General features: G+C 45.2%; 20 protein-coding genes. 4 read left to right on the top strand and 16 right to left on the bottom strand.

Features of this window, described 5'->3' with window-relative positions; translation table 11 throughout:
• Positions 1-69 precede the first annotated feature (69 nt).
• The gene (locus M5J74_RS18775) at positions 70-1,905 is read right to left on the bottom strand and encodes a serine/threonine-protein kinase (protein WP_250012726.1); all 1,836 of its coding nucleotides are present in this window, start codon (positions 1,903-1,905) and stop codon (positions 70-72) included.
• Positions 1,902-3,365 carry an AAA family ATPase gene (locus tag M5J74_RS18780; protein WP_250012727.1) on the bottom strand — a complete coding sequence of 488 codons (1,464 nt, stop codon included), beginning with the start codon at positions 3,363-3,365 and terminating at the stop codon, positions 1,902-1,904. The genes M5J74_RS18775 and M5J74_RS18780 overlap by 4 nt, the downstream gene beginning before the upstream one ends.
• 220 nt (positions 3,366-3,585) lie before the next feature.
• On the opposite strand from M5J74_RS18780, the gene M5J74_RS18785 reads away from it, so the two are divergent.
• Positions 3,586-3,933: a hypothetical protein gene (locus M5J74_RS18785; protein WP_250012728.1), complete on the top strand. Its 348-nt coding sequence runs from the start codon at positions 3,586-3,588 to the stop codon at positions 3,931-3,933.
• Positions 3,934-4,542: a hypothetical protein gene (locus M5J74_RS18790; RefSeq protein ID WP_250012729.1), complete on the top strand. Its 609-nt coding sequence runs from the start codon at positions 3,934-3,936 to the stop codon at positions 4,540-4,542.
• A 231-nt stretch (positions 4,543-4,773) separates the two neighbouring features.
• On the opposite strand, the gene M5J74_RS18795 is transcribed toward M5J74_RS18790, so the two are convergent.
• From M5J74_RS18795 to M5J74_RS18840, 10 genes are all read right to left on the bottom strand, one after another.
• Positions 4,774-5,064 (bottom strand): hypothetical protein, encoded by a 291-nt coding sequence (locus M5J74_RS18795; RefSeq protein ID WP_250012730.1) that lies wholly within the window; start codon positions 5,062-5,064, stop codon positions 4,774-4,776.
• A 26-nt stretch (positions 5,065-5,090) separates the two neighbouring features.
• Entirely contained in the window at positions 5,091-5,552 is a 462-nt protein-coding gene (locus M5J74_RS18800) for a hypothetical protein (protein WP_250012731.1), read from the bottom strand.
• Between the two features lie 488 nt (positions 5,553-6,040).
• Positions 6,041-7,360, bottom strand: coding sequence for a DUF2254 domain-containing protein (locus M5J74_RS18805; protein ID WP_250012732.1), 1,320 nt, complete (start codon positions 7,358-7,360; stop codon positions 6,041-6,043).
• Positions 7,357-8,379: a mechanosensitive ion channel family protein gene (locus tag M5J74_RS18810; RefSeq protein WP_250012733.1), complete on the bottom strand. Its 1,023-nt coding sequence runs from the start codon at positions 8,377-8,379 to the stop codon at positions 7,357-7,359. The genes M5J74_RS18805 and M5J74_RS18810 overlap by 4 nt, the downstream gene beginning before the upstream one ends.
• A gap of 30 nt (positions 8,380-8,409) precedes the next feature.
• Positions 8,410-9,375: a mechanosensitive ion channel family protein gene (locus M5J74_RS18815; protein ID WP_106217905.1), complete on the bottom strand. Its 966-nt coding sequence runs from the start codon at positions 9,373-9,375 to the stop codon at positions 8,410-8,412.
• A 100-nt stretch (positions 9,376-9,475) separates the two neighbouring features.
• Complete coding sequence (locus M5J74_RS18820; protein WP_250012734.1) at positions 9,476-10,750, bottom strand: DUF389 domain-containing protein; 1,275 nt, start codon at positions 10,748-10,750, stop codon at positions 9,476-9,478.
• 68 nt (positions 10,751-10,818) lie between these two features.
• Positions 10,819-11,043 (bottom strand): hypothetical protein, encoded by a 225-nt coding sequence (locus M5J74_RS18825; protein WP_015155823.1) that lies wholly within the window; start codon positions 11,041-11,043, stop codon positions 10,819-10,821.
• Between the two features lie 231 nt (positions 11,044-11,274).
• On the bottom strand, positions 11,275-12,081 hold the full coding sequence (locus tag M5J74_RS18830) for an ion transporter (protein WP_015155822.1): 807 nt from the start codon (positions 12,079-12,081) through the stop codon (positions 11,275-11,277).
• Between the two features lie 118 nt (positions 12,082-12,199).
• Positions 12,200-12,577 carry a hypothetical protein gene (locus M5J74_RS18835; RefSeq protein WP_250012735.1) on the bottom strand — a complete coding sequence of 126 codons (378 nt, stop codon included), beginning with the start codon at positions 12,575-12,577 and terminating at the stop codon, positions 12,200-12,202.
• Positions 12,555-13,652 carry a hypothetical protein gene (locus tag M5J74_RS18840; protein ID WP_250012736.1) on the bottom strand — a complete coding sequence of 366 codons (1,098 nt, stop codon included), beginning with the start codon at positions 13,650-13,652 and terminating at the stop codon, positions 12,555-12,557. The genes M5J74_RS18835 and M5J74_RS18840 overlap by 23 nt, the downstream gene beginning before the upstream one ends.
• Positions 13,653-14,044: 392 nt before the next feature.
• Between M5J74_RS18840 and M5J74_RS18845 the strand changes: the two genes are divergently transcribed.
• Positions 14,045-16,522 (top strand): glycoside hydrolase family 31 protein, encoded by a 2,478-nt coding sequence (locus M5J74_RS18845; RefSeq protein ID WP_250012737.1) that lies wholly within the window; start codon positions 14,045-14,047, stop codon positions 16,520-16,522.
• Positions 16,523-16,530: 8 nt separating this feature from the next.
• On the opposite strand, the gene M5J74_RS18850 is transcribed toward M5J74_RS18845, so the two are convergent.
• Both M5J74_RS18850 and M5J74_RS18855 read right to left on the bottom strand, forming a co-directional pair.
• Positions 16,531-16,665 carry a bacteriorhodopsin-like gene (locus M5J74_RS18850; RefSeq protein WP_250012738.1) on the bottom strand — a complete coding sequence of 45 codons (135 nt, stop codon included), beginning with the start codon at positions 16,663-16,665 and terminating at the stop codon, positions 16,531-16,533.
• Positions 16,665-16,805 (bottom strand): hypothetical protein, encoded by a 141-nt coding sequence (locus M5J74_RS18855; protein WP_158631838.1) that lies wholly within the window; start codon positions 16,803-16,805, stop codon positions 16,665-16,667. The genes M5J74_RS18850 and M5J74_RS18855 overlap by 1 nt, the downstream gene beginning before the upstream one ends.
• Before the next feature lie 267 nt (positions 16,806-17,072).
• Between M5J74_RS18855 and M5J74_RS18860 the strand changes: the two genes are divergently transcribed.
• Positions 17,073-17,666 carry an SH3 domain-containing protein gene (locus M5J74_RS18860; RefSeq protein WP_015155817.1) on the top strand — a complete coding sequence of 198 codons (594 nt, stop codon included), beginning with the start codon at positions 17,073-17,075 and terminating at the stop codon, positions 17,664-17,666.
• 168 nt (positions 17,667-17,834) lie between these two features.
• On the opposite strand, the gene M5J74_RS18865 is transcribed toward M5J74_RS18860, so the two are convergent.
• Positions 17,835-18,077: a WGxxGxxG family protein gene (locus tag M5J74_RS18865; protein WP_015155816.1), complete on the bottom strand. Its 243-nt coding sequence runs from the start codon at positions 18,075-18,077 to the stop codon at positions 17,835-17,837.
• Between the two features lie 101 nt (positions 18,078-18,178).
• The gene (locus M5J74_RS18870; RefSeq protein WP_250012739.1) at positions 18,179-18,553 is read right to left on the bottom strand and encodes a WGxxGxxG family protein; all 375 of its coding nucleotides are present in this window, start codon (positions 18,551-18,553) and stop codon (positions 18,179-18,181) included.
• Between the last annotated feature and the right edge of the window lie 200 nt (positions 18,554-18,753).

Consider the following 18,753-nt stretch of genomic DNA (forward strand, 5'->3'; position numbering starts at 1 on the left):
ATGATTGCAGTGATTATTACAGTAATGGCAGGATGGTTGATGCTTTTGCATATGCCGATGGTAGGATTCCTATCGCTGCCAAAGTCTCTGTAATATTTGTTGTCGCCATTCTTGCACCTCTGGTAAATCCGAACTCGCTAGCAGGCAAACCTCCCAGGACAGCTTGGCACTTTCTCCTAAAGCTTCCTGCGTCTGTGCTAGTAGGCAATAGGCATCAACCCTTTGCGGGTCTAATTGCAATGACTTTTGTAAGTGATTCTTCGCTGCTAGATAGCGTTTTTGTCCAAATTTTGCCCAGCCTAGATTCTTGTATAAAGCAGCTTGAGAGTCAGGAACCTGAGTTTTACTTAAACCCTCTTGCGCTAGTTTTATGGCTGCATCATATTCTCCATTTAGATTTCCCAGGCGCGACAAGTTGTTAATAGCACCGACGGCGCGATCGCGATCGATCCCAATTGCCAGCTTGTACTGCTGTTCCGCGAGATCGTATTTTCCGCGATCGTCGTAAAAGCTTCCCAAGCCGTAATGCCCTTCCCAATTATTAGGTTTTAATTGAAATGCCTTTTGATAGTTATCTGCCACACATCTGTAGTCATTCATTTGCTGACAGGTCAATGCCAAATTATTGTAAGCATCTACATCATGCGGGTTATATTTTATTGCCAGCTCATAATTTTTCTTAGCAATTGCCGGATTATTTTGATGGCGAGAGGCTTGCTCGAAGTAAAAGCTGGAAACTGAATCAGCAGTGTTTGGCTTCAGCCAAATTGCCAAGTCAAAATTTTGTCGAGCATCTGACAAGCGATTTTCTCGTTGAGCTTTTTTTCCTTGCTCTAATAGAGAATTAACGATTGCAGGCAAAGAGATTTTATAAACTCCAAAAGCTAAGAATAAACTTAAGGCGATCGCACCAAATCTAAATGGTTTTGACTTAACTAGACGATTCAGCTTCGACTTGAAAGGTAAACGATCCAGTTGTTGCAAAATAATTTGAGTATTTTGCGGTCGCTTACCTGGTAAGTGAGCCATCAGCTCATCAATAAAGTCAGCAAAAGGCTCGTCAATTTGCGCTGCTAGTTTTCTCCACATCAACTGCCCTGTTTTGGGATCGCTAGGGATATCGAGCAAAGGAATACCTGTGAGCAAATAGACAAACGTGCGTCCTAATGCATAAAAATCTGATTGCGGTACGGCTTTCCCGTTCAATTGCTCTATCGGCGTATAGCAAGCCGTTCCGATCGCAGTGACATTATAGAATCCACCTACATCAGTTGTACTAATCAAACCTCTACTCACTTTTGCCATGTAAGTGTTAGTCGTCTCGCGGACAGCACCAAAATCGATTAATGCTAATTGTCCATCGGGTTTAAGAATAATATTTGTTGGTTTGATATCTCGATGGAAGAATCCATAAGAATGTAGATTGCCGAGAATTTCTACGATTTGTTTAAGCCAATCTAGAGCCAAAACTTGAGAAATCTTCCCGTGAAGCTCTATCCAATCATTCAAGTTGTGACCAGGAATCTTCTCCATCACTAAACAGTGTAACTGTGGGGCATTTCCATTTGGTTGAAAAGTGAAATATCCATCTACGTCAACTCTAGGAATACCTGGAGAATCCACTAGCGATAACACATTAGCTTCTCGTTCCATCAACTCAATTAACTTAGAGTTTGTGGAGCTGAGGATTTTCATAACTTTGTGCGTTCCTGGTGGGTCTACCCACGTTCCCTGCTCGTCTACGACTTCAAATACTTCCGTGGAGCTGTCTGTATCTAGCGGGCGCAGGGGCATGAGTAAACGAAACTGTCCGTTAACGAGTAATTGAGTGCCGCAATACTGGCACTGTTCTAAATCGTCACAATTGATGCGATTTCTGCAATAAGGATTGATACAATAACTCACACGGCAAAGCTCTCAGGAGGCTTGGATAAACTGAATAATTCAGGAGCTGTACCTAGCAATCCCGTCTGTTCCTGTTGAATTACATATCTTTTGATTATTGGTGGGAGCTTGAGGAACAATTCTTTCGTGACTTTATCCGCGCTCACTACAATCAAAGAGCGATCGCCCAGAGTTTCTATAGCTTCAACTAACCCTGAGCAAGATAAAGTATTTTTTGTGCGAGTTTGTAACTCTTCAAACATCTGGGTGAAACCAATTGTTCCAGAAGCATCGATTGTCTTTTCTGCTAAATAAAGCAAAATTTGCTTCTCTAAATGAGTTAATCGACCTGGTTGATACTGTTGGGCTAAGATTTCTCTAAATATTTCCGAAATTAGATCGGTTTTGTAGTGAAGGAATTTAGCTACACTTCCACTAAAGAACTTTTCAATGCGGCTGGCAACTAATTCGATTGCTGCGGGATTGCCTAAGTAGGGTTCGAGCAATTCTGACCATTTCTGCTCGTCAGTTAGTCCTCTAGCTTGCAAAATCTCCTTAGCTGCTTTCACATCCAAACCTTCTAGCTTGAACGAATCACTCGGTCGTCCCGAACGTTGTAATTTCATTAAGTCTTTGAAAGGCTCTCTACTGGTCAAAATAATACAGCTAGAATGTTTTTCTTCGACGATTGTGCGGAAGAAAGTAGCATATTCCGAGTATTGCTCAGAGTAGGGATTGCAGCTACTATCTCGCTGTTGTCGCAACCAGACTTCGGCAGTATCTAGTACTAATAAACAGCGACGCATCGAGAGTGCCTCGATGAAAAGTGCCGTTAGCTGGTGTGTGTCCTCTCGTAACCGCTGCTCTTGAAATGCTTTTAGGGCTAAAACTTTGAGCAAGTTAGCGAGTAAGGCTTTCAGTGGCGGACTATTATGAACTGATTTCCAAATTAAGTAATTGAATTGGGAGTGCGGCTGTTTACTAATTTGGTCAATTAGTTTTGCGGACATAGCACTTTTGCCAATTCCTGGTGCGCCATAAAGCACCACGCATCGACTATGAGCGATCGCTTCCCTCAGTTGATTCAGTTCTACCTCGCGTCCAAAAAAAGTTTGCACGTTAGGAGGCTGTCCCCCAATCACAGGTATAGCAGAGGTATTAACAGGATTGGACTGACTGGGAACGGATGACAAAAGGAAGCCTGTTACCATTCTTCGTTCTAAGATGCTCCGCAGCCGTTTCTTGGTAATTTTTTCCCCATTCCCTAAAATTCCTGTCAGCAAAATCCACAACTTTTGCCCGACATCGCGTTGTAACCGATCGATTGTGGAGGAGTGAGTTTGGGCTATCTCCTTGTAGTGTTTGTCTTCCCAAGCCGCTTCTATAACGAGCTGTTCATCCTGGCTCAAGCGTCTACCTGCTTTGAGAAGCATTAGCTCGTCTATTGCTTCAATAGCTTCTTGACAATCAATCGTTCGCAACGTGCTTTACTTTACTTAATATTTGAGAGTGAAATTCCGACATTTTTGCATGATAGATTATATTGCAATTACTAAAGTACAAAAGCAAGTCAGTCCAGCGGTAAATTGGTTGGCGAGCATCTGTTTATAAGGCATGAAGAGAGGAAAATTTGATCTGCGATTGGGAGACAAATATCCAGCATCATCCTCTGCTTGACCTTCAACCGAACTTTTAAGCAATATGGATCGAGAATACGAACTAGTTTCGGCTTTCGCCGATCGCTTCATCCAAGGCGGAAGTTTTGCCACAATTGTCTCAGCCCGCGAACGAGCATCAAAGATATTAGATACTTCAGTTTTACCTGGAACGGCGATCGCCAAGTTAGTCGATGAGTCAGTGGAGAGAGGGTTAGTCCGAGCTGCCAAAATTATTGCTACTGCCCAGCTAGATCCTCGTCAAGCATACGCTCGACTGGTAGACTTATACCAACGTCAGCCAACGCTCGGTACGCGCTCTAGTACCAGTATCGCTCAACAAGCATACAGCACTCCCGTTCCGATCGCGTATTTGGCGGCAATGCTAGCCTAAATGACTTCAGAAAAGACTGTCTACGAACCGACAGCTGGCAACGGCGCGCTTTTGCCCGCAGCCAATCCGACTCTTGCTTCGGTCAACGAACTCAACCGCGAACGAGCGGCTGACCTGCGGCAACAGGGATATACGGTGACTCAAGAAGATGCCGTGACTTACCTTCCCGCCCAACAGCACGATATCGTCATTGCCAATCCTCCTTTTAACTCGGTGATGGACGAGCGCGGACGAGTCAAGTTATTTAACTTAGGGCGCTACAGCACGACGCAAATCGACCACGCGATCGCCCTCAACGCGCTCAAGGCGATGAAACCAGAGGGGAGGGCAGTTCTGATTTTGAGGGGAAAGTTAGGGGCAGAGGCGGAGCGTTCCAACCGCTACAATTTGCGATCGAGTCGGGCTTTTTACTTTACCTTGTACCAGGAGTACAATGTCATCCATCACTTTTCGATCTGGGGCGACCTCTACCACAGGCAGGGGGATGGTTTTCCCATCGATCTAATTGCGATCGCGGGTAAGGGCAAGTCGTCGCTACCTTTACCTGCTGCTGCTGAAGGGGTGACAACGAGGCTACAAAGCAGACTGAATCAGTACCATAGCCCGTAGACCTTTCTGGAAATAGAGCAGTTTATTGGGCTTAGTTTGCATTAATGCAGATGCTAAATCTGTCCATGACTCCATTGCACCTACCCATAGCTGACCATATAAACCAACCCAAAAGGCACTATGTCGGCGGCACGTTCGCCGTAACTCATTTAACCGTCCCACATATTTTTGTACTCCCATGTGTCTGCTACGACGACCAGATAAAACAGCACAACTATAGGCAATGGCGATTCATAAAATTAGGACAATTAAGCGTTCATTGGTAGTATGAGAAGCTTCTAGATTGTAGCCACCAGTTTTGCAGTCTTTAAACATTGCTTCTATACCGCTACGTTGTTTAAATGCTTGAAGTGCTGCTTTCAAACTGGAAAGGTTGGTGAGTAGATACCAACCGGATGGCTCGACTTTTCCTCGATATTTACGGGGATAATATCCAGCTAAATTAAACCGACTAAATCCCTGTTGTTTAGTCACTTGAATATCTTCTAAAAAGAACGAGACTCCTGGAACTATCCCTAGCATTACGAGCGCGTTGGTAAGATTGATTTTCAGAGGCGAATATATGTCCCTTTCTTTTGACGTAGGACAAACCCAATTTGCTTGGACTGTAGCCAGTTCGCCAATCTTACACTATGAAACTCTCTGTCACCTAACAACAAGACTTTGTATCCTTTAAACAACTGTAAGACTGGACGGATTAAGGCTTTTTGCTCACCCAGATTGCTACATCCTCTTTTCGATAACAATTGCCAATAAATCGGAATTGCTCGTCGGTCTTCTATGAGACTGATAACAAAAACGTTTTGGTCACGCCACTGGGTACGGTCAATCGCTAATGTTAGTCGTTTCCCCTGTTTGAGTTTCCGGTCTTTTACCCATCGCTTCAGTAATGGAAACCAAAGGGCTTTAATACTCAATTGTGGTACGAATAAGAATCGTTGGATACTGCGACGACGGCTTTCAAATAGTATCGGCTGTGGAAAGATAGTCGCAAGCTTTTCTATTGTCACAGATTTATGAAATTGTAATAGCATTACCAAAATTTGTAACATTTTGTACTGCGTGGGAGTTAGCAGTTTTTGGAAACAGGTCTGGTAGAATTGAGGCAACATTTGTCTGATAGGTCGGCTTGACAATTTTTCGACCTATCTTTTTCTACCGCAAAACCGTAACGCTCCCACACACCAGTCCTTCCAACCTCCTTGTCACCCCTTCAGTGCGAGGAGTTCTTTCGAGAAAGCGGAGTTTACCGGAAAATAGATGCACTAGAGCTAAAATGACAGCAAATAGTGCCGATAACCAAACGATATGAGAATTTAGATGTTGCTGGCTCAGCAACTGCGAACAAAATTCTAGACATTTTTAGTTAAAGTCATTTTCTGACGATCTGAGATTGCAAATTACCTGCATTGCAAGTCATTTCTTTTTTCAGGCTGAGCTGGGTAGAACAATATTGCTTCTGCCAATAAGAATAATTTTGGCGATCGCCACAAGTCATCTAAAGCACTTCCAAAACTGCCTGATATCGCTGTTCAATATCTTGCTTATCCAACTCCTGAGAAACAGCTTGGTGGCTATCGTGCCGAATCATTTCGGCGTGGCGGCGTAGTGCCGCACGGTCTTTTTCATTTTGGGTATAACGCGCAATCGTAGCGATCGCTTCCAAAAGCCGAATCACTACTCCTACATCTGATTTCCCATATTGACGAATTTGGTTGAAAGCAGCGTCGGTCAATCCGGCAAACATGAACGGTTCGGCAATGACACGCAGGTTGTTATCGTCGTCGTAGCGGTAAGCAGAAGGAATCTCCCTTTGAGCTAAATGAGACAACCCAGCACTTAGTTGGTCGATACACTCAATCGCAGTTGTCGGATCGTTGATCCCAGGAGAAATGGCACGTAGGGCAATATCAACTAATTGATTCACGGGAAACTCGACATCCTGTTGTTCGGTGCGTTGTCTGCCAAACATAAAAGCATCGTTAATTCGATCGCTCAGTTTCCGATTGACCTTATCTCCTGGAAACACCATGACTAAATCGCTACCCTTGACCACAAACCTACCTGGTCGAGATTTTATTTGCAATAATAGTTGGCGATCGCAGGCAATTTGCATCAATTCTTCGTTATCAATTGCTTGGACATAACCGCTATTATTAGCTTTGACTGGATAAGCATCCCAATCGAAATTAGCTGGAATTGCATGTTCGTGCGGCTTGGGCAAACTCCGCCCTAACTTTTCGGGAAACAAGCGATCGATCGCGCCGTGAAGATCGTTACTAGCGTCCATAATGATATGGGACACTTGAATGATTGTGGCGGCATGATGGATGAAATAAATCAGTACGCCAATACTGGCAAGTCCTAACAGCAACCCGACTGTAACTGACAATTGCGGTACAAAAGAGTCGTAATCATCGCCGTCACCGCGCACAGTCCGCAGTACCAGCAAGCTGTAGACGAACGTAGCAATAAATGTCCCTAAGACAACTTGATTGCCTCTATCTTGCATAAAGTTACGCAGCACGCGAGGACTGTAGTTAGACGCAGCCAGCTGAAGCGCCACGATGGTAATTGAGAAAGCAGTAGCCGCAACAGAAATCACCGAACCAGCTACAGATGAAAGTACCTCTCGCGCCCCGTTAGCACCACCCGCGTAGATCCAGCCCCATTTTTCCAACGGTCCGTAGAAACCAGCGCGATCGAGGTTCAGCATTGTAAATGCCAGGGCGATCGCGATCGCTGCCATAATTGTGGGCAAGAACCAGTAGCTAGAGTGCAAGTTATCCCAAATTTTCCCAATTTTGACGTTTTTCATCTGTTATCGTCCGCTGCCAGATTTCGATCGCTGCCATTACCGTTTTTTGAGGCTTGGATTTGGGCTATTCGTTTAAGAGAACCGCTGATACTGCGTGGTTTTGGAACTTCGTTGCTGCCAGCGGGCCATCCTTCACGCTGACGAGTGCGATCGCCATCTGTCTCTTCGGTTTGGTCGTGGAATAAAATTTGGCGTGTCGGATAAGGCAAGTCAATGCCATTTTCTACATAAAGCTTTTGCTTAATCGCAGAAATTACCTTGTCTCGCGAATTGAGATCGTCTATTCGCCTTGGCGGTTTAATCCACCACCTGGCACGGATATTGACGCTACTTTGGGCTAATTCTAGTACCAAAACATCAGCAGCAGGATCTCGTAATACATCATCCACGCCATAAATTGCTTCTAGCATCAACCGCTTTGCTTCATTCACATCGTCACCGTAACCGATGCCGACATCGTATTCGATGCGACGAGCATCAAATGCAGTGTTAACAGTGACCGAATTTGTAAATAGTTCGGAATTGGGAATCACAATTCGGCGACCGTCGTAGGTTCTAATTGTCGTAGCGCGTGTCTCGATATTTTCCACCGTGCCTTCAAAGTCTTTGAAAACAATTTGATCCTCAATTTTGAATGGTTCGGTCAACAGAATCAGAATCCCAGCTAGGAAGTTTTGCAAAATATCGCGGAAAGCGAAACCAATTGCTACACCACTAATACCGAGTAGCTGAACTAAATCTCCGGCTCTAAATGTAGGGACAACGATTGATAATGCGACAAATAAGCCCAAGAGAATCACAGCTCCTTGAGCCAATCGCCCTAGTACCATACCTAAATTTCGTGCCTGCCGATGCCTGCGGGTAAGGCGTTTTACTAATAGCTTCAGCCAGCGAGCCACGAAGAAAAATATGAAAAAAACAATAACTGCCAATATAATATTTGGCAGCATGATAATAAAGCTGTCAATCTGTCCCCCAATTTTCTGCCATGCTGCTGTTATTGCTGCTTGAATATCCATAGCTGTTTATCCTAATGCTTAAAATGTAGATTAGTGTTGCGAATTTTCTTTTGGATTACTAAAGCTATTCTCGATCTGAAGTGGAGGAAATCCGACAACGTTATAAGTCGTCGTGGCAATTCTAATTCCAGCCACATCGAAAGCTTTGAGGATATCGCGGCTAACCGCATCTTTGAGATCGCGAATTCCATGTTCTCTGACGACAAAGCGGACAGTCATTTCTAGCCAATTATTAGTAATGCGATAGTAAACCTTGGGTGTCAAATCGTGAGAATGGAGAAAATAGCGATCGCGCATTATTTTCAACGATTCTTGACTCATCTGATTAATATTTTCCGTGTGACGCTCAGCACATTCTAATAAAATTTGTTCGGCGCGATCGCGATCGGCTGTATAAGAAATCGGCACGCTAATTTCTTCCCAAAGATAGGGGAAATCTTGCGTGTAGTTGTAAACTGGTTGGTCAAAAATTTTGTCGTTGGTGATACTAACAACTCTGCCAGTAAATTGACGGCTTTTCACCCAACTTGGAGAAGTTGTATCTTGAAATGAAACTGGCTGTCCCATTTCCATGATTTTCGTGTGGATAAAACCTAGAGCAATGACATCGCCGCGCACCCCACCCATCGTAATCCGATCGCCAACGCTAAAAATATTGCTCCGCAAAATCACAAAGTAACCCGCGATCGCCGTAATCAGTTTTTGTAGGGCAAAGGCTACACCTGCTGTGACTAACCCAATTGCAGTAGCAAGTCGATTGGGGTTGTCAAACCAAATTTCCAGCAACCCTAAGATTAACAATACTGCTGTAACTAAATTTAATCCCTGCCCTGCCCAGAACCAAATCCGTCCGTTGTAGCGATCGCGAATTGATTCTCTAATAAAAGCATTCGCGACGCGACGCAGTAGCCAGAGGACAATCAGGAAGGCAAGCGTGAATAATACCTTTAGCCCGATTTCGGTATTGAAGCTAATCAATTTAAAAACTTGCTCCAACTGTTGCCTCCTGTTTCAGCTGCGATCGATAACGGATATTTCCAGCAGATGTATAGTCATAGTGTTCCACAAGTGCTTGAGGGGCTGAATAGCTCAAGTTTTAGGGTGCTTCTAAGACATTGACATCAATCAACGGTGTGACATTAAAACCTTGTTCTAATAAGCGCGTTTGGATCTGACGGGTGAGCGTATTGCGAATTTCCTCCCCTGATGCGGTGACTCCCGATCGCCGTTGGACGTAAACCACACCCAGCAGCGTATTCTGCCCTGGAACTTCCGAGCGAGTGAAACGGATATTAGCCTCAACCAAATTGGTAGTATTATTTGCTTCTACCACTTGCTGAATTTCAGCCGTAGCTCTTTGGGCGCGGGTAGAACGTTGAAATTCTGGTGGGTTGCTCAACTGCCAAGTTAATAATCCTACCAAAGCTGCCACAGTCACAGCCAGAGTAGCCGCAAACACCCATTGCTTACCCCGCCGATAGCGAGAACCTTTTGTGGACAAGCCAAAGACGCGAAACAACAGCGCCGCAGTCAAATTGATTCCTACCAGTTGCAGCAAGAGGACGAACAATCCACTCGCGACCATATCCCACCTGCCGATCGCCACAGCCATCCCCACGAGTCCGGCAGGCGGTGCAAGCGAAGCAGCGACGAGCATTCCTACTGATGCACCCGATACCAGGCTACTTCTTTGAGATTGTACGAGATTGAGCGCCCCAGCTGCGCCAGCTGCTAACGGTAGCAACACCGCCACTGAAGACTGTTCGCTCGTTTGCACCATTTGAGTTGTGGGAATCTCCTGTTGCAGAATCAGGCTGAGTGCTAGAGCAACTAAAATTGTCACGCCCAGGGCGCTAAAGTAACGGATGATGCTACGCTTGAGCAAAGTTAGATCGCCCCTTGCCGTCGCGATCGCCAAATTCATTGCTGGACCTGCAAACGGTGCAATCAGCATCGCGGCAACCAGCAGATAATTCGTATTTGTATACAAGCCAATCCAAACCACTACACCCGCAGCCGCCGCATATCCTAGAAAGCCTTTCCACGAACCGACGCTTTGCAGACCAGCCAAAAAGATTTCAATTGGGCTGCGAAGTTCTACATTTGTGACTTGCTGGGGTGCTTCTTCTGGTGGTGGCTGTAGTGCCATCACCCCCTGCGGGATCAGCGTGACGTGTAGTTGTGGTAAAGATTGCAACTCTCCTAACAGTCCTTCAACTTTGCTGTTGGAGATGTAGGCGATCGCTAAGTCAATCGCGCCATCGCTCCCAGTCGCTTCAATTAGTGTTAAATTCGCTCCGTCAAAAGCTTTGGCAGTTGCCAACACTTGTTTGCCACAGCCACGCGGAACCTGTATTAGTAACTGACGCACGTTATCCTTTTATTTAGATGCGATCGCGTAAATGTCAAAACCGTTGTAGTACTTGAATCTATTATCGTTCAGAGAGTCATTGTTTGTGCTTGTGCTGACAACCCACTACCAAAGACAGCGACACCTGTGGCTATTGGTGCTAACAATGCTAGACTCAGCGAAAGTTGCCGCGAAAAAATACTATTCATAGTGCCGATCGCCTCAGTATGTTGTGTTTGAGTAATAAAGAGCGTTGCGCGATCGCTTTGGCGATTTAGCCATTTCCTAGTGAAAATCTTGACTAAATCGCTCATAAGACACGCAACGCCAGCATTTGTTGAAACAGGAGTTATGAACAACAGTTACTCGGTTTAACTGCCTCTTTTTTTGAAGTTAGATTTAAATAGTGGAAAAGTCGGGGAGATTTCAGCGAAATTCCGAAAAAAGGAGACAGGAGAAGTATTGTCGCTGCTGTAGGAGCATTTGCAGCTATTACAGGTTTTACTAGCTCCGTGTTCAGTTCGTTCACGGATGAGTCACCAAATTTACTGTTCCGATTGCTGACGAGATAGCGCCTGAATCTCTTGACGCAAAGCTGTAATTTCGGCGTGTAGTGCGGCGATAGATTTAGCCCCGGCGATTTCCGCCTCGTCATCATCGGCATCGCGACCGATAAAAAATGTGGCGATCGCGGCTGTCAAGTAACCAAATACGGCAAAAGCATACAGCGCCAGGAAAAAGCAAAGCACTCGCCCTTCAGGAGTCTGGGGCCAGTATTCCGAACCCATCGTAGTCATGAGCATTGCCGTCCACCAGAGTGCCGAGCCGTAGTCATTTAGTCCCTCACCGTTGGGAATATTACTTTCAAACGCATACATCCCTGCTGCTCCGACTAGGGTAATTACCAACGTTGTTGCTACAACATATCCGAAACCGCGACGACCTAAACTAGCACCGATCGCCCGCATCCCCCGATTCGTGCGAGTAATGACACGTAGCAACCTAATACCACGAGCCGCTCTTGCAGTATTTAGCACCCGTAAAACGCGCACGAACCGGAACAAGCGCAATGCTGGTAGTGGTAGAGCAATAACTGTCAGCCAGTTGCGTCGAAGATAGGCAAGTTTATGTGGAGCTAGGGTAAATTCGAGAATGAAATCAAGAATAAAAATTATCCAAACAACTGTACCGATCGCTTGGAGTAACGGAGTCAAACCCCAAATTAACTCAACGACAAACAACGCCAACCACGCGAAGCCTAACAGCAGCATGGGTGTTTCCAGCCAGTCTTCTAGCTGTTGCAAAATCTCCTGTCGTTCTCGATTGAGTACGTGTTTCTCTGAGGATTTCATCTAGCAACTTTTGCTTTTTTGTTAGAGTTCATAACTTCTGTCCCTTTGTCATTGTTGTTGCAATTCAGTTGCGATCGCCTGCTGTATTTTAGGGAAAAAAGGTGCAAAACTCGTGGAATCAGTTAACCTGACAACACCGATCGATCCATTGCACTGGATAGCGCGCGCCTGCTTGCGATAAAAATTTATCGAGTTGTTGTATTGTCAGCGATTCTGGTATTGGGTAGCGTTCCTCAAGTTTCTTCAAATCGGTGTAGTGGCGAGTATACGATGCTAAATCTCCAGGATATGTCTGCTGGTTTACCCCAATAAATTGACCGCGAGTACGGGCGCGACTGAGAATAGATTGCCATTCTTCAATGGAAGCCTGACCGAGTGCTTTCAAACCATTCGAGAACAAAGTCATGTAAATTTCATCGTAGGGCTTGGCAGTATCTAAATAGTTATTGAGCCGCTCTGCCGACATGCGATCGTTAAATACCGTCCAAAATGGCACTAATCCCAGGCGTAACGCCAACCAAGGCTAGAAGGTAAACGAACGATTCCACCAAGAGGCAATCGCTTGGTAGACCCCGTTCCCGATACCACCAGCGATATAAGTCAGCAACTAGCGGACTCAGATCTTGGGGAAAATCGAAAACAATCCGACGAACGCGAAAGCCGTGCTGACGGGCAAACTGCTCTACATCGTCGCGTAAAGCCCCTTCAAACCCCCACTCTGACTCTGGCAATCTACCATCTGGGGTAGGCGGTTCCCAATATCGGTGTTGAGATCCGTTCTGTTGCAGGAAGTCAGCGATCTGCTGGCTGTGCTGAAAATAATCATCTGGAGCTAATTTGCCTTTGCCACCAAATTGAAAGACATGGCGATCGCTAACTTGTGTGGACAACCAGCTATATTGACACTCAAGTAAGAATAACGTCGCCCCTGGCTCTAAATTCTGCTGGAGAAACTGCTGGAATTGCGTGCCGAGACGAGTGCGCTTCAGCCGAAAGTAAGTGACGCGGGGAACCTTTAAGCGATCTTGGTTCGGGTCGTGCATTTGGTACACGCACAAATCGGGATTCTTTGCTAGCAGTTGTTGGGCTGGTGCTTTAGCCCACTCTAGTTCCTGTTTTGGTTCGTCAGGATCGACAGGGTGTCGCAAAGAGATGAGGAGTGTTTGCGGCAACCAGGGGATACCAAGTGCGGCACACAGATGCACGGCAGCACCATTTGAAGAACCAATGACGGCACCAGGATAACGCCGTTGAGGATATTGGTTTACTACCCATTGGGACATGGTTTCTGCCCGCACGTCGTTTACAACGTTGGGCGAGGAGGCACTAAGCCAGCCCGACCGAGTAGACAGATTTTTCCCAAGTTCTTTAGGGAGATAGCTAACGGCATCTGTGATTGAAGCGGCAAGAGATGGTGCAAAGCCCCCCGATCGCAACTCTTTGCCATGCAAGAATTTAGCAGTTGCACGTAATGCCGTCGTTGCCGAATCAAGATCCGTAATATATTTGGGCTTGACTCCCAATGATGCCAGTTGATTAGTTATTGTTAAATAGGGTGAGGAAAATTGCATACGCCTTCCTTGTAACTTACTGGCTATTTTGTAATAACCCAATACGCTCGTTGCGCTAAGAACACTTGACTTCTCAATCGCGCAAAATTTACCTAGAAGTTGCTTGTTATTAGTAGTATCTAAGTAAATGTTCTCATTAACTATGTATAGAAGAGTGGGCTTAAAATTGAATCGCTCCTTAGATAGATGGATAATTAATTCTTTGAGGAGAAGAACGACAGCAACTCAGTAATTAATCTGAAAAGAATGACTCAGTAAATCGCAATCGATAGTTAAAATTCTGAGTTATATGAAGCAATTTATAGAGAGTCAAGAAAAAGAAGCCCTTTGTTTCTCTTGAAGTTCGTAATTAGGGCGAACGCAAGTTCATAAGTCCAAATTATTTTGACATCATGACATTTTTCAAACAGCTATCGCTGCAAATAAATTACGTTTTCAAGTCGCTATTTTTTCTCCAGTATATACCGCACGCATTTTTCTATTCTTTAAAACGCGATCGCCTCCAGCGCCAATATCTTCCCGATCCATCTGCCAATCCGGTTATCCAACCTGGAAAATTACTTCAGGCTCAAGCAATAGACCGAGGTGCATATTTCTATTTCGAGCAAGCTGAACTAGAAATTTCTTTTCTCACTGCCGATCTGGTACGAGTGAACTGGTTTCCCGATCTGCCACCGCTCCCCTATGCTGTTGTCGATCGCAACTGGGAGACTGTTGAAACAACCCTATCAGAAATAGGTAACGGTTGGGCGATCGCCAGCGATGCATTGAGCGTGACTGTTGGTATAGATGGCAGCCTCAAATTCTGCGATCGCACGGGGCAAATCCTCAGAACAGAATTACCGCCCCAGCGACAAGGAGAAAAATGGGTGCATCGATCGCAATTGCGCTCGGAAGAACGCATTTATGGATTAGGAGAACGAGCATCATCTCTAAATTTACGCGCTACTAAGGACGAGCTACAAAAGCCTAAAACCTACCAGATGTGGAATCGAGATCCTGGTGGTAGGTATGCGCCAGGGACAGATCCAATTTATATCTGCATTCCAGTTTACTTAGGATTGCACGATCGAGGCAGTTACCTGATTTTTTATGAAAACTCGTTTCGGGCTGAATTTACATTTGCAGACATGGCGATCGCCAACTTTGCAGGTGGGTCTCTGCGTTACTACATGACGATTGGCGAACCATCACAACTAAGCGATCGCTATACCCAGTTAACAGGACGTGCGCCGCTACCCCCGCGCTGGGCATTAGGCTATCACCAATCGCGTTGGGGATACCGCACAGAAGCAAACGTGCGCCCAGAAGTCAAGGCGTTTCAAACTTACAATTTACCGTTAAGCGCCGTTCATCTCGATATTGATTGTCAAGTCGGACATCGCGCTTTTACGATCGACCCCAAACGCTTTCCCAAAATCGACAGTTTCACTCAAGAACTGGCAGAGACAGGCGTGCGATTAATTGCCATTAACAACCCTGGTATTAAGTTCAGTCGTAAAAGTAATTTATTTTTAGAGGGACAAGTCCTAAATGGCTTTTGCACGTATCCTACCGGAGAACTAGCGATCGCCTCAGTCTGGGCGGGCGCGATGGCATTCCCCGACTTTACTAACCCCAAAGTGCGGGCGTGGTGGAGCCGTCAATATGCCTATTTGCTGGATGTAGGAGTCGCGGGATTTTGGCACGACATGAACGAACCTGCGGCATTCGTTTCCTGGGGCGATCCCTCCTTACCTCAAGTCGCACAACATTGTTTGGAAGGCAGGGGGGGCGATCATCGCGAAGCGCATAATGTCTACGGGTTACTAGAAGCTGAAGCTGCCTACGAAAGCATTCGTCAATATCGACCGCAACAACGCCCCTTCATCGTATCGCGATCGGGTTGGGCGGGATTACAGCGTTATGCGTGGACTTGGACGGGGGATACCATCTCGACATGGGAAGCATTGCGCCAGACAGTAGCAACAGTCGTCGGATTGGGATTATCAGGTATTCCCTATACTGGTCCCGATATTGGCGGTTTTCAAGGCAACCCCTCAGCCGAACTCTATCTGCGTTGGTTTCAGATGGCAACGTTTTTGATGTTTTGCCGAACCCACAGTTCCACTAGCGTTGCTCCGCGTACACCTTGGACTTATGGCGAACCTTATTTAAGTATCGTCCGTAGCTTCTTACAATTACGCTACCGATTGATGCCTTACTTTTATACCCTAGCGTGGGAAGTAACCCAAAAAGGATATCCACCCGTGCGTCCTTTATTCTGGGGCGATCGCGGCGATCGCGCCCTTTGGGATATAGAAGATGCTTTTTATTTGGGTGACGCGCTGCTTGTCTGTCCAGTTGTCCGAGAAAAAGAGCGATCGCGATCGCTTTACCTACCTCAAGGATATTGGTACAACTTCTGGAACGATACGGCGATCGAAGGAGGAAAGACAATCGAACTAGATTCCCCACTCGAACAAATTCCCTTATTAGTAAAGGCAGGAAGTATTTTACCAATGGAAGAAGATCGGCAACTCATTCTTCACCTTTACCCACCTGTGAAGAAAGCTGAAGAGAGAGGAACAAATTCTTCTCTTTGCGCCTTTGCGCCTTTGCGTGACCAAAATTCCTACACCCTCTACACTGATGCCGGAGATGGTTATGGAGGATCTCGGCGCGATCGCTTCACTCTGACTCAGTATGAAGACAGTTTAGAACTGACATGGGAGCAGCAGGGAAACTATGACTTCCCTTATCAAAGCGTACAATTGCACGTACATGGCGTGTCGTTGCAGCAAGCCTGGGTAGACGATCGCGAAACACCCGTACAGGGACAACAACTACAATGCCATTTCTTTCACAGAGTTCGATTTCGCTGCGATTGATGAACTTATTATCGTCGTGAAGTGGCGATCGCGGGTTCGTATTTCAAAGTCTCGCTGCACTTCTGGGCAATGTAGCTCAAAATCGCTCCGTAAATCACCTTTGAAGTAATGTCTGCAACGGTATAGATAACCTGTCGCGTCACTACACCCCAAGCTGACCTGGCGCTGCTTTAATCGCATCAGGCAGAAGGGGATTTTGAGCTTGAGCTAAGACTGGCACGGCTATGGCAACTAACACGAGCAACACCAACGCTAAAGAAATTAATTTTTTGAAAAAGCGCATTCTCGCTCTCCTGCTAATAATTCGAGGTTCATAAGTTCGAGAAAGACATAAGTAGGAAATAAATTGCGTGCTTCCATTAAAAACTAAAAAGGTGGAAAACTAGGGGAGAAAATAAAGTTATTTTTTCCACGAGATCTGCACTTTTTTCGAGCAGAATATATATGGGTATAAGCAAACCGAGTAAACATCTATCTAAAGGCTTAGCTCGAGTATGTTTCATTCGGCACAAATCAAAAATCTTCAATTGTCAATTGTAGGATGGTATTTATGAGTCAAAAAAATAGCCCAAAAGAATATTCAGCATTAACAATACCTTTCTTAACAGCAGCAATTCTTGTCACTCCCATGCTTTCCGTCAGTGCGATTGAACTGCAAAATAGTACGTCTTCCAGCTCAAACAGTACATTGGCATCTATAATAGGAACTCAAATAGCTCAACAGTCGTATAGTTGTCACCAAGTCATTGCCCAAAGAGGTTTATACGTTCGAGAAAAGCCCACAGTTTATAGTAATGCAGTTGGGATCGTTGCCTACGGGCGTAACGTAGAAGTTGCAGGCGGGATTACAAATAACTGGGTTCCTATTTCTGCACCTTTAAAGGGATATGTTTATGCAGATTGGATCGGTCGCTGTCAAGCTAAAGCCCCACCACCCAGCAGTTGCCGTCGAGTCGTTGCCAATCGAGGAATTCCAGCTCGACAAGAACCTTCTAGTGACAGTAAAGTGGTCGGATATATCTCTAGTGGTCGGAGAGTCATACTCACAGGTAGAGGAGCAAATGGTTGGGTGCCAATTTCCATTCCTTTTAAGGGATATGTACCATCAGCTCAACTGGTTTACTGTCGGAATTTTCCTGGCTAGCTTGTTGGCGATCGCAGAGAATATCATGGCTATTAATCTACACGTAGGTAGGCAGGCTATTTAATTTAGAAGGAGATAACAAGGGCAAGAAAACTCAGCCTTTCACTCTAGGTACAAAAAGTTATCTCCTTACAGCTATTAAAACTAGCTCATGCTCTAACTTTCTTACTAGCGAGTAGTATCTCTCCGCTTCCTACCGCCTGCTAAACCTGCTAGACCAAATAGACCAATTAATCCCAACCATCCCCAGTCAAAACCGCCATCAGTATAAACCACTCTTGGCGCAACTGTGGTTGGAGGAACGGGAGTTACTGGTCTTGGCGCACAGGAATACAAAGTGAAAATTAAAACTACTGCACTCAAGATGAGGACACTAGCACTCACAATTTTAGGTAGTTTGAAACTCATCATAATTTAAGTGTTTTTTTGCTAAAAACCGATCGAATTCAGAGCTTTGATGCTGAAAGTCTTATCTGGATTTTTGAAGCTCTCAACATCAAGTAAAAATGCTATCAACGATAACCCGTGCGATCGCTTTGGTTGGGATCTCTATATGCAGTAGGTTCGCGATCGCCAATACCATTCATTGAATCGGGATCTCTATGTGCAGTAGGTTCGCGATCTTCAATCCGATTTCCTAAGCGAGCGTCTCGTTCTACCACGGGTTCTCGGCGCTTGTTCTTACCCCCTAGACCAGCCAGACCAAATAAACCAATCAATCCCAGCCAGCCCCAATCAAAACCATCATCATCATCTTCATAAATGTCTTCACGCTCGACTTCAGGTGCAATAATCTGGGCGTTAGCAGGTAGATTTAGCGGTAGAATTGTGGCACTTACTGCAATTGCACTGATGCCAATAATTTTAGAAAAACTAGAAAGTCGCATCGTTCATCTTCTCCTTATGTATCTACTTTTTTATTAATTTATATACTTACGAATCTAAAATAGATCGTTCTTTAGCTATAAAGATAGTTTTGCAATCTCGTTCTAAAGAAATAGATTTTTATCAATCTTTATTTTGCAAATCTTTATAACAATATCTCAAAGAAAAAGCTCATTTAAAGAAAACTTATTATCTACTTTTT

This window comes from Chroococcidiopsis sp. CCNUC1 (assembly GCF_023546805.1).
Lineage (GTDB): Bacteria > Cyanobacteriota > Cyanobacteriia > Cyanobacteriales > Chroococcidiopsidaceae > Chroococcidiopsis > Chroococcidiopsis thermalis.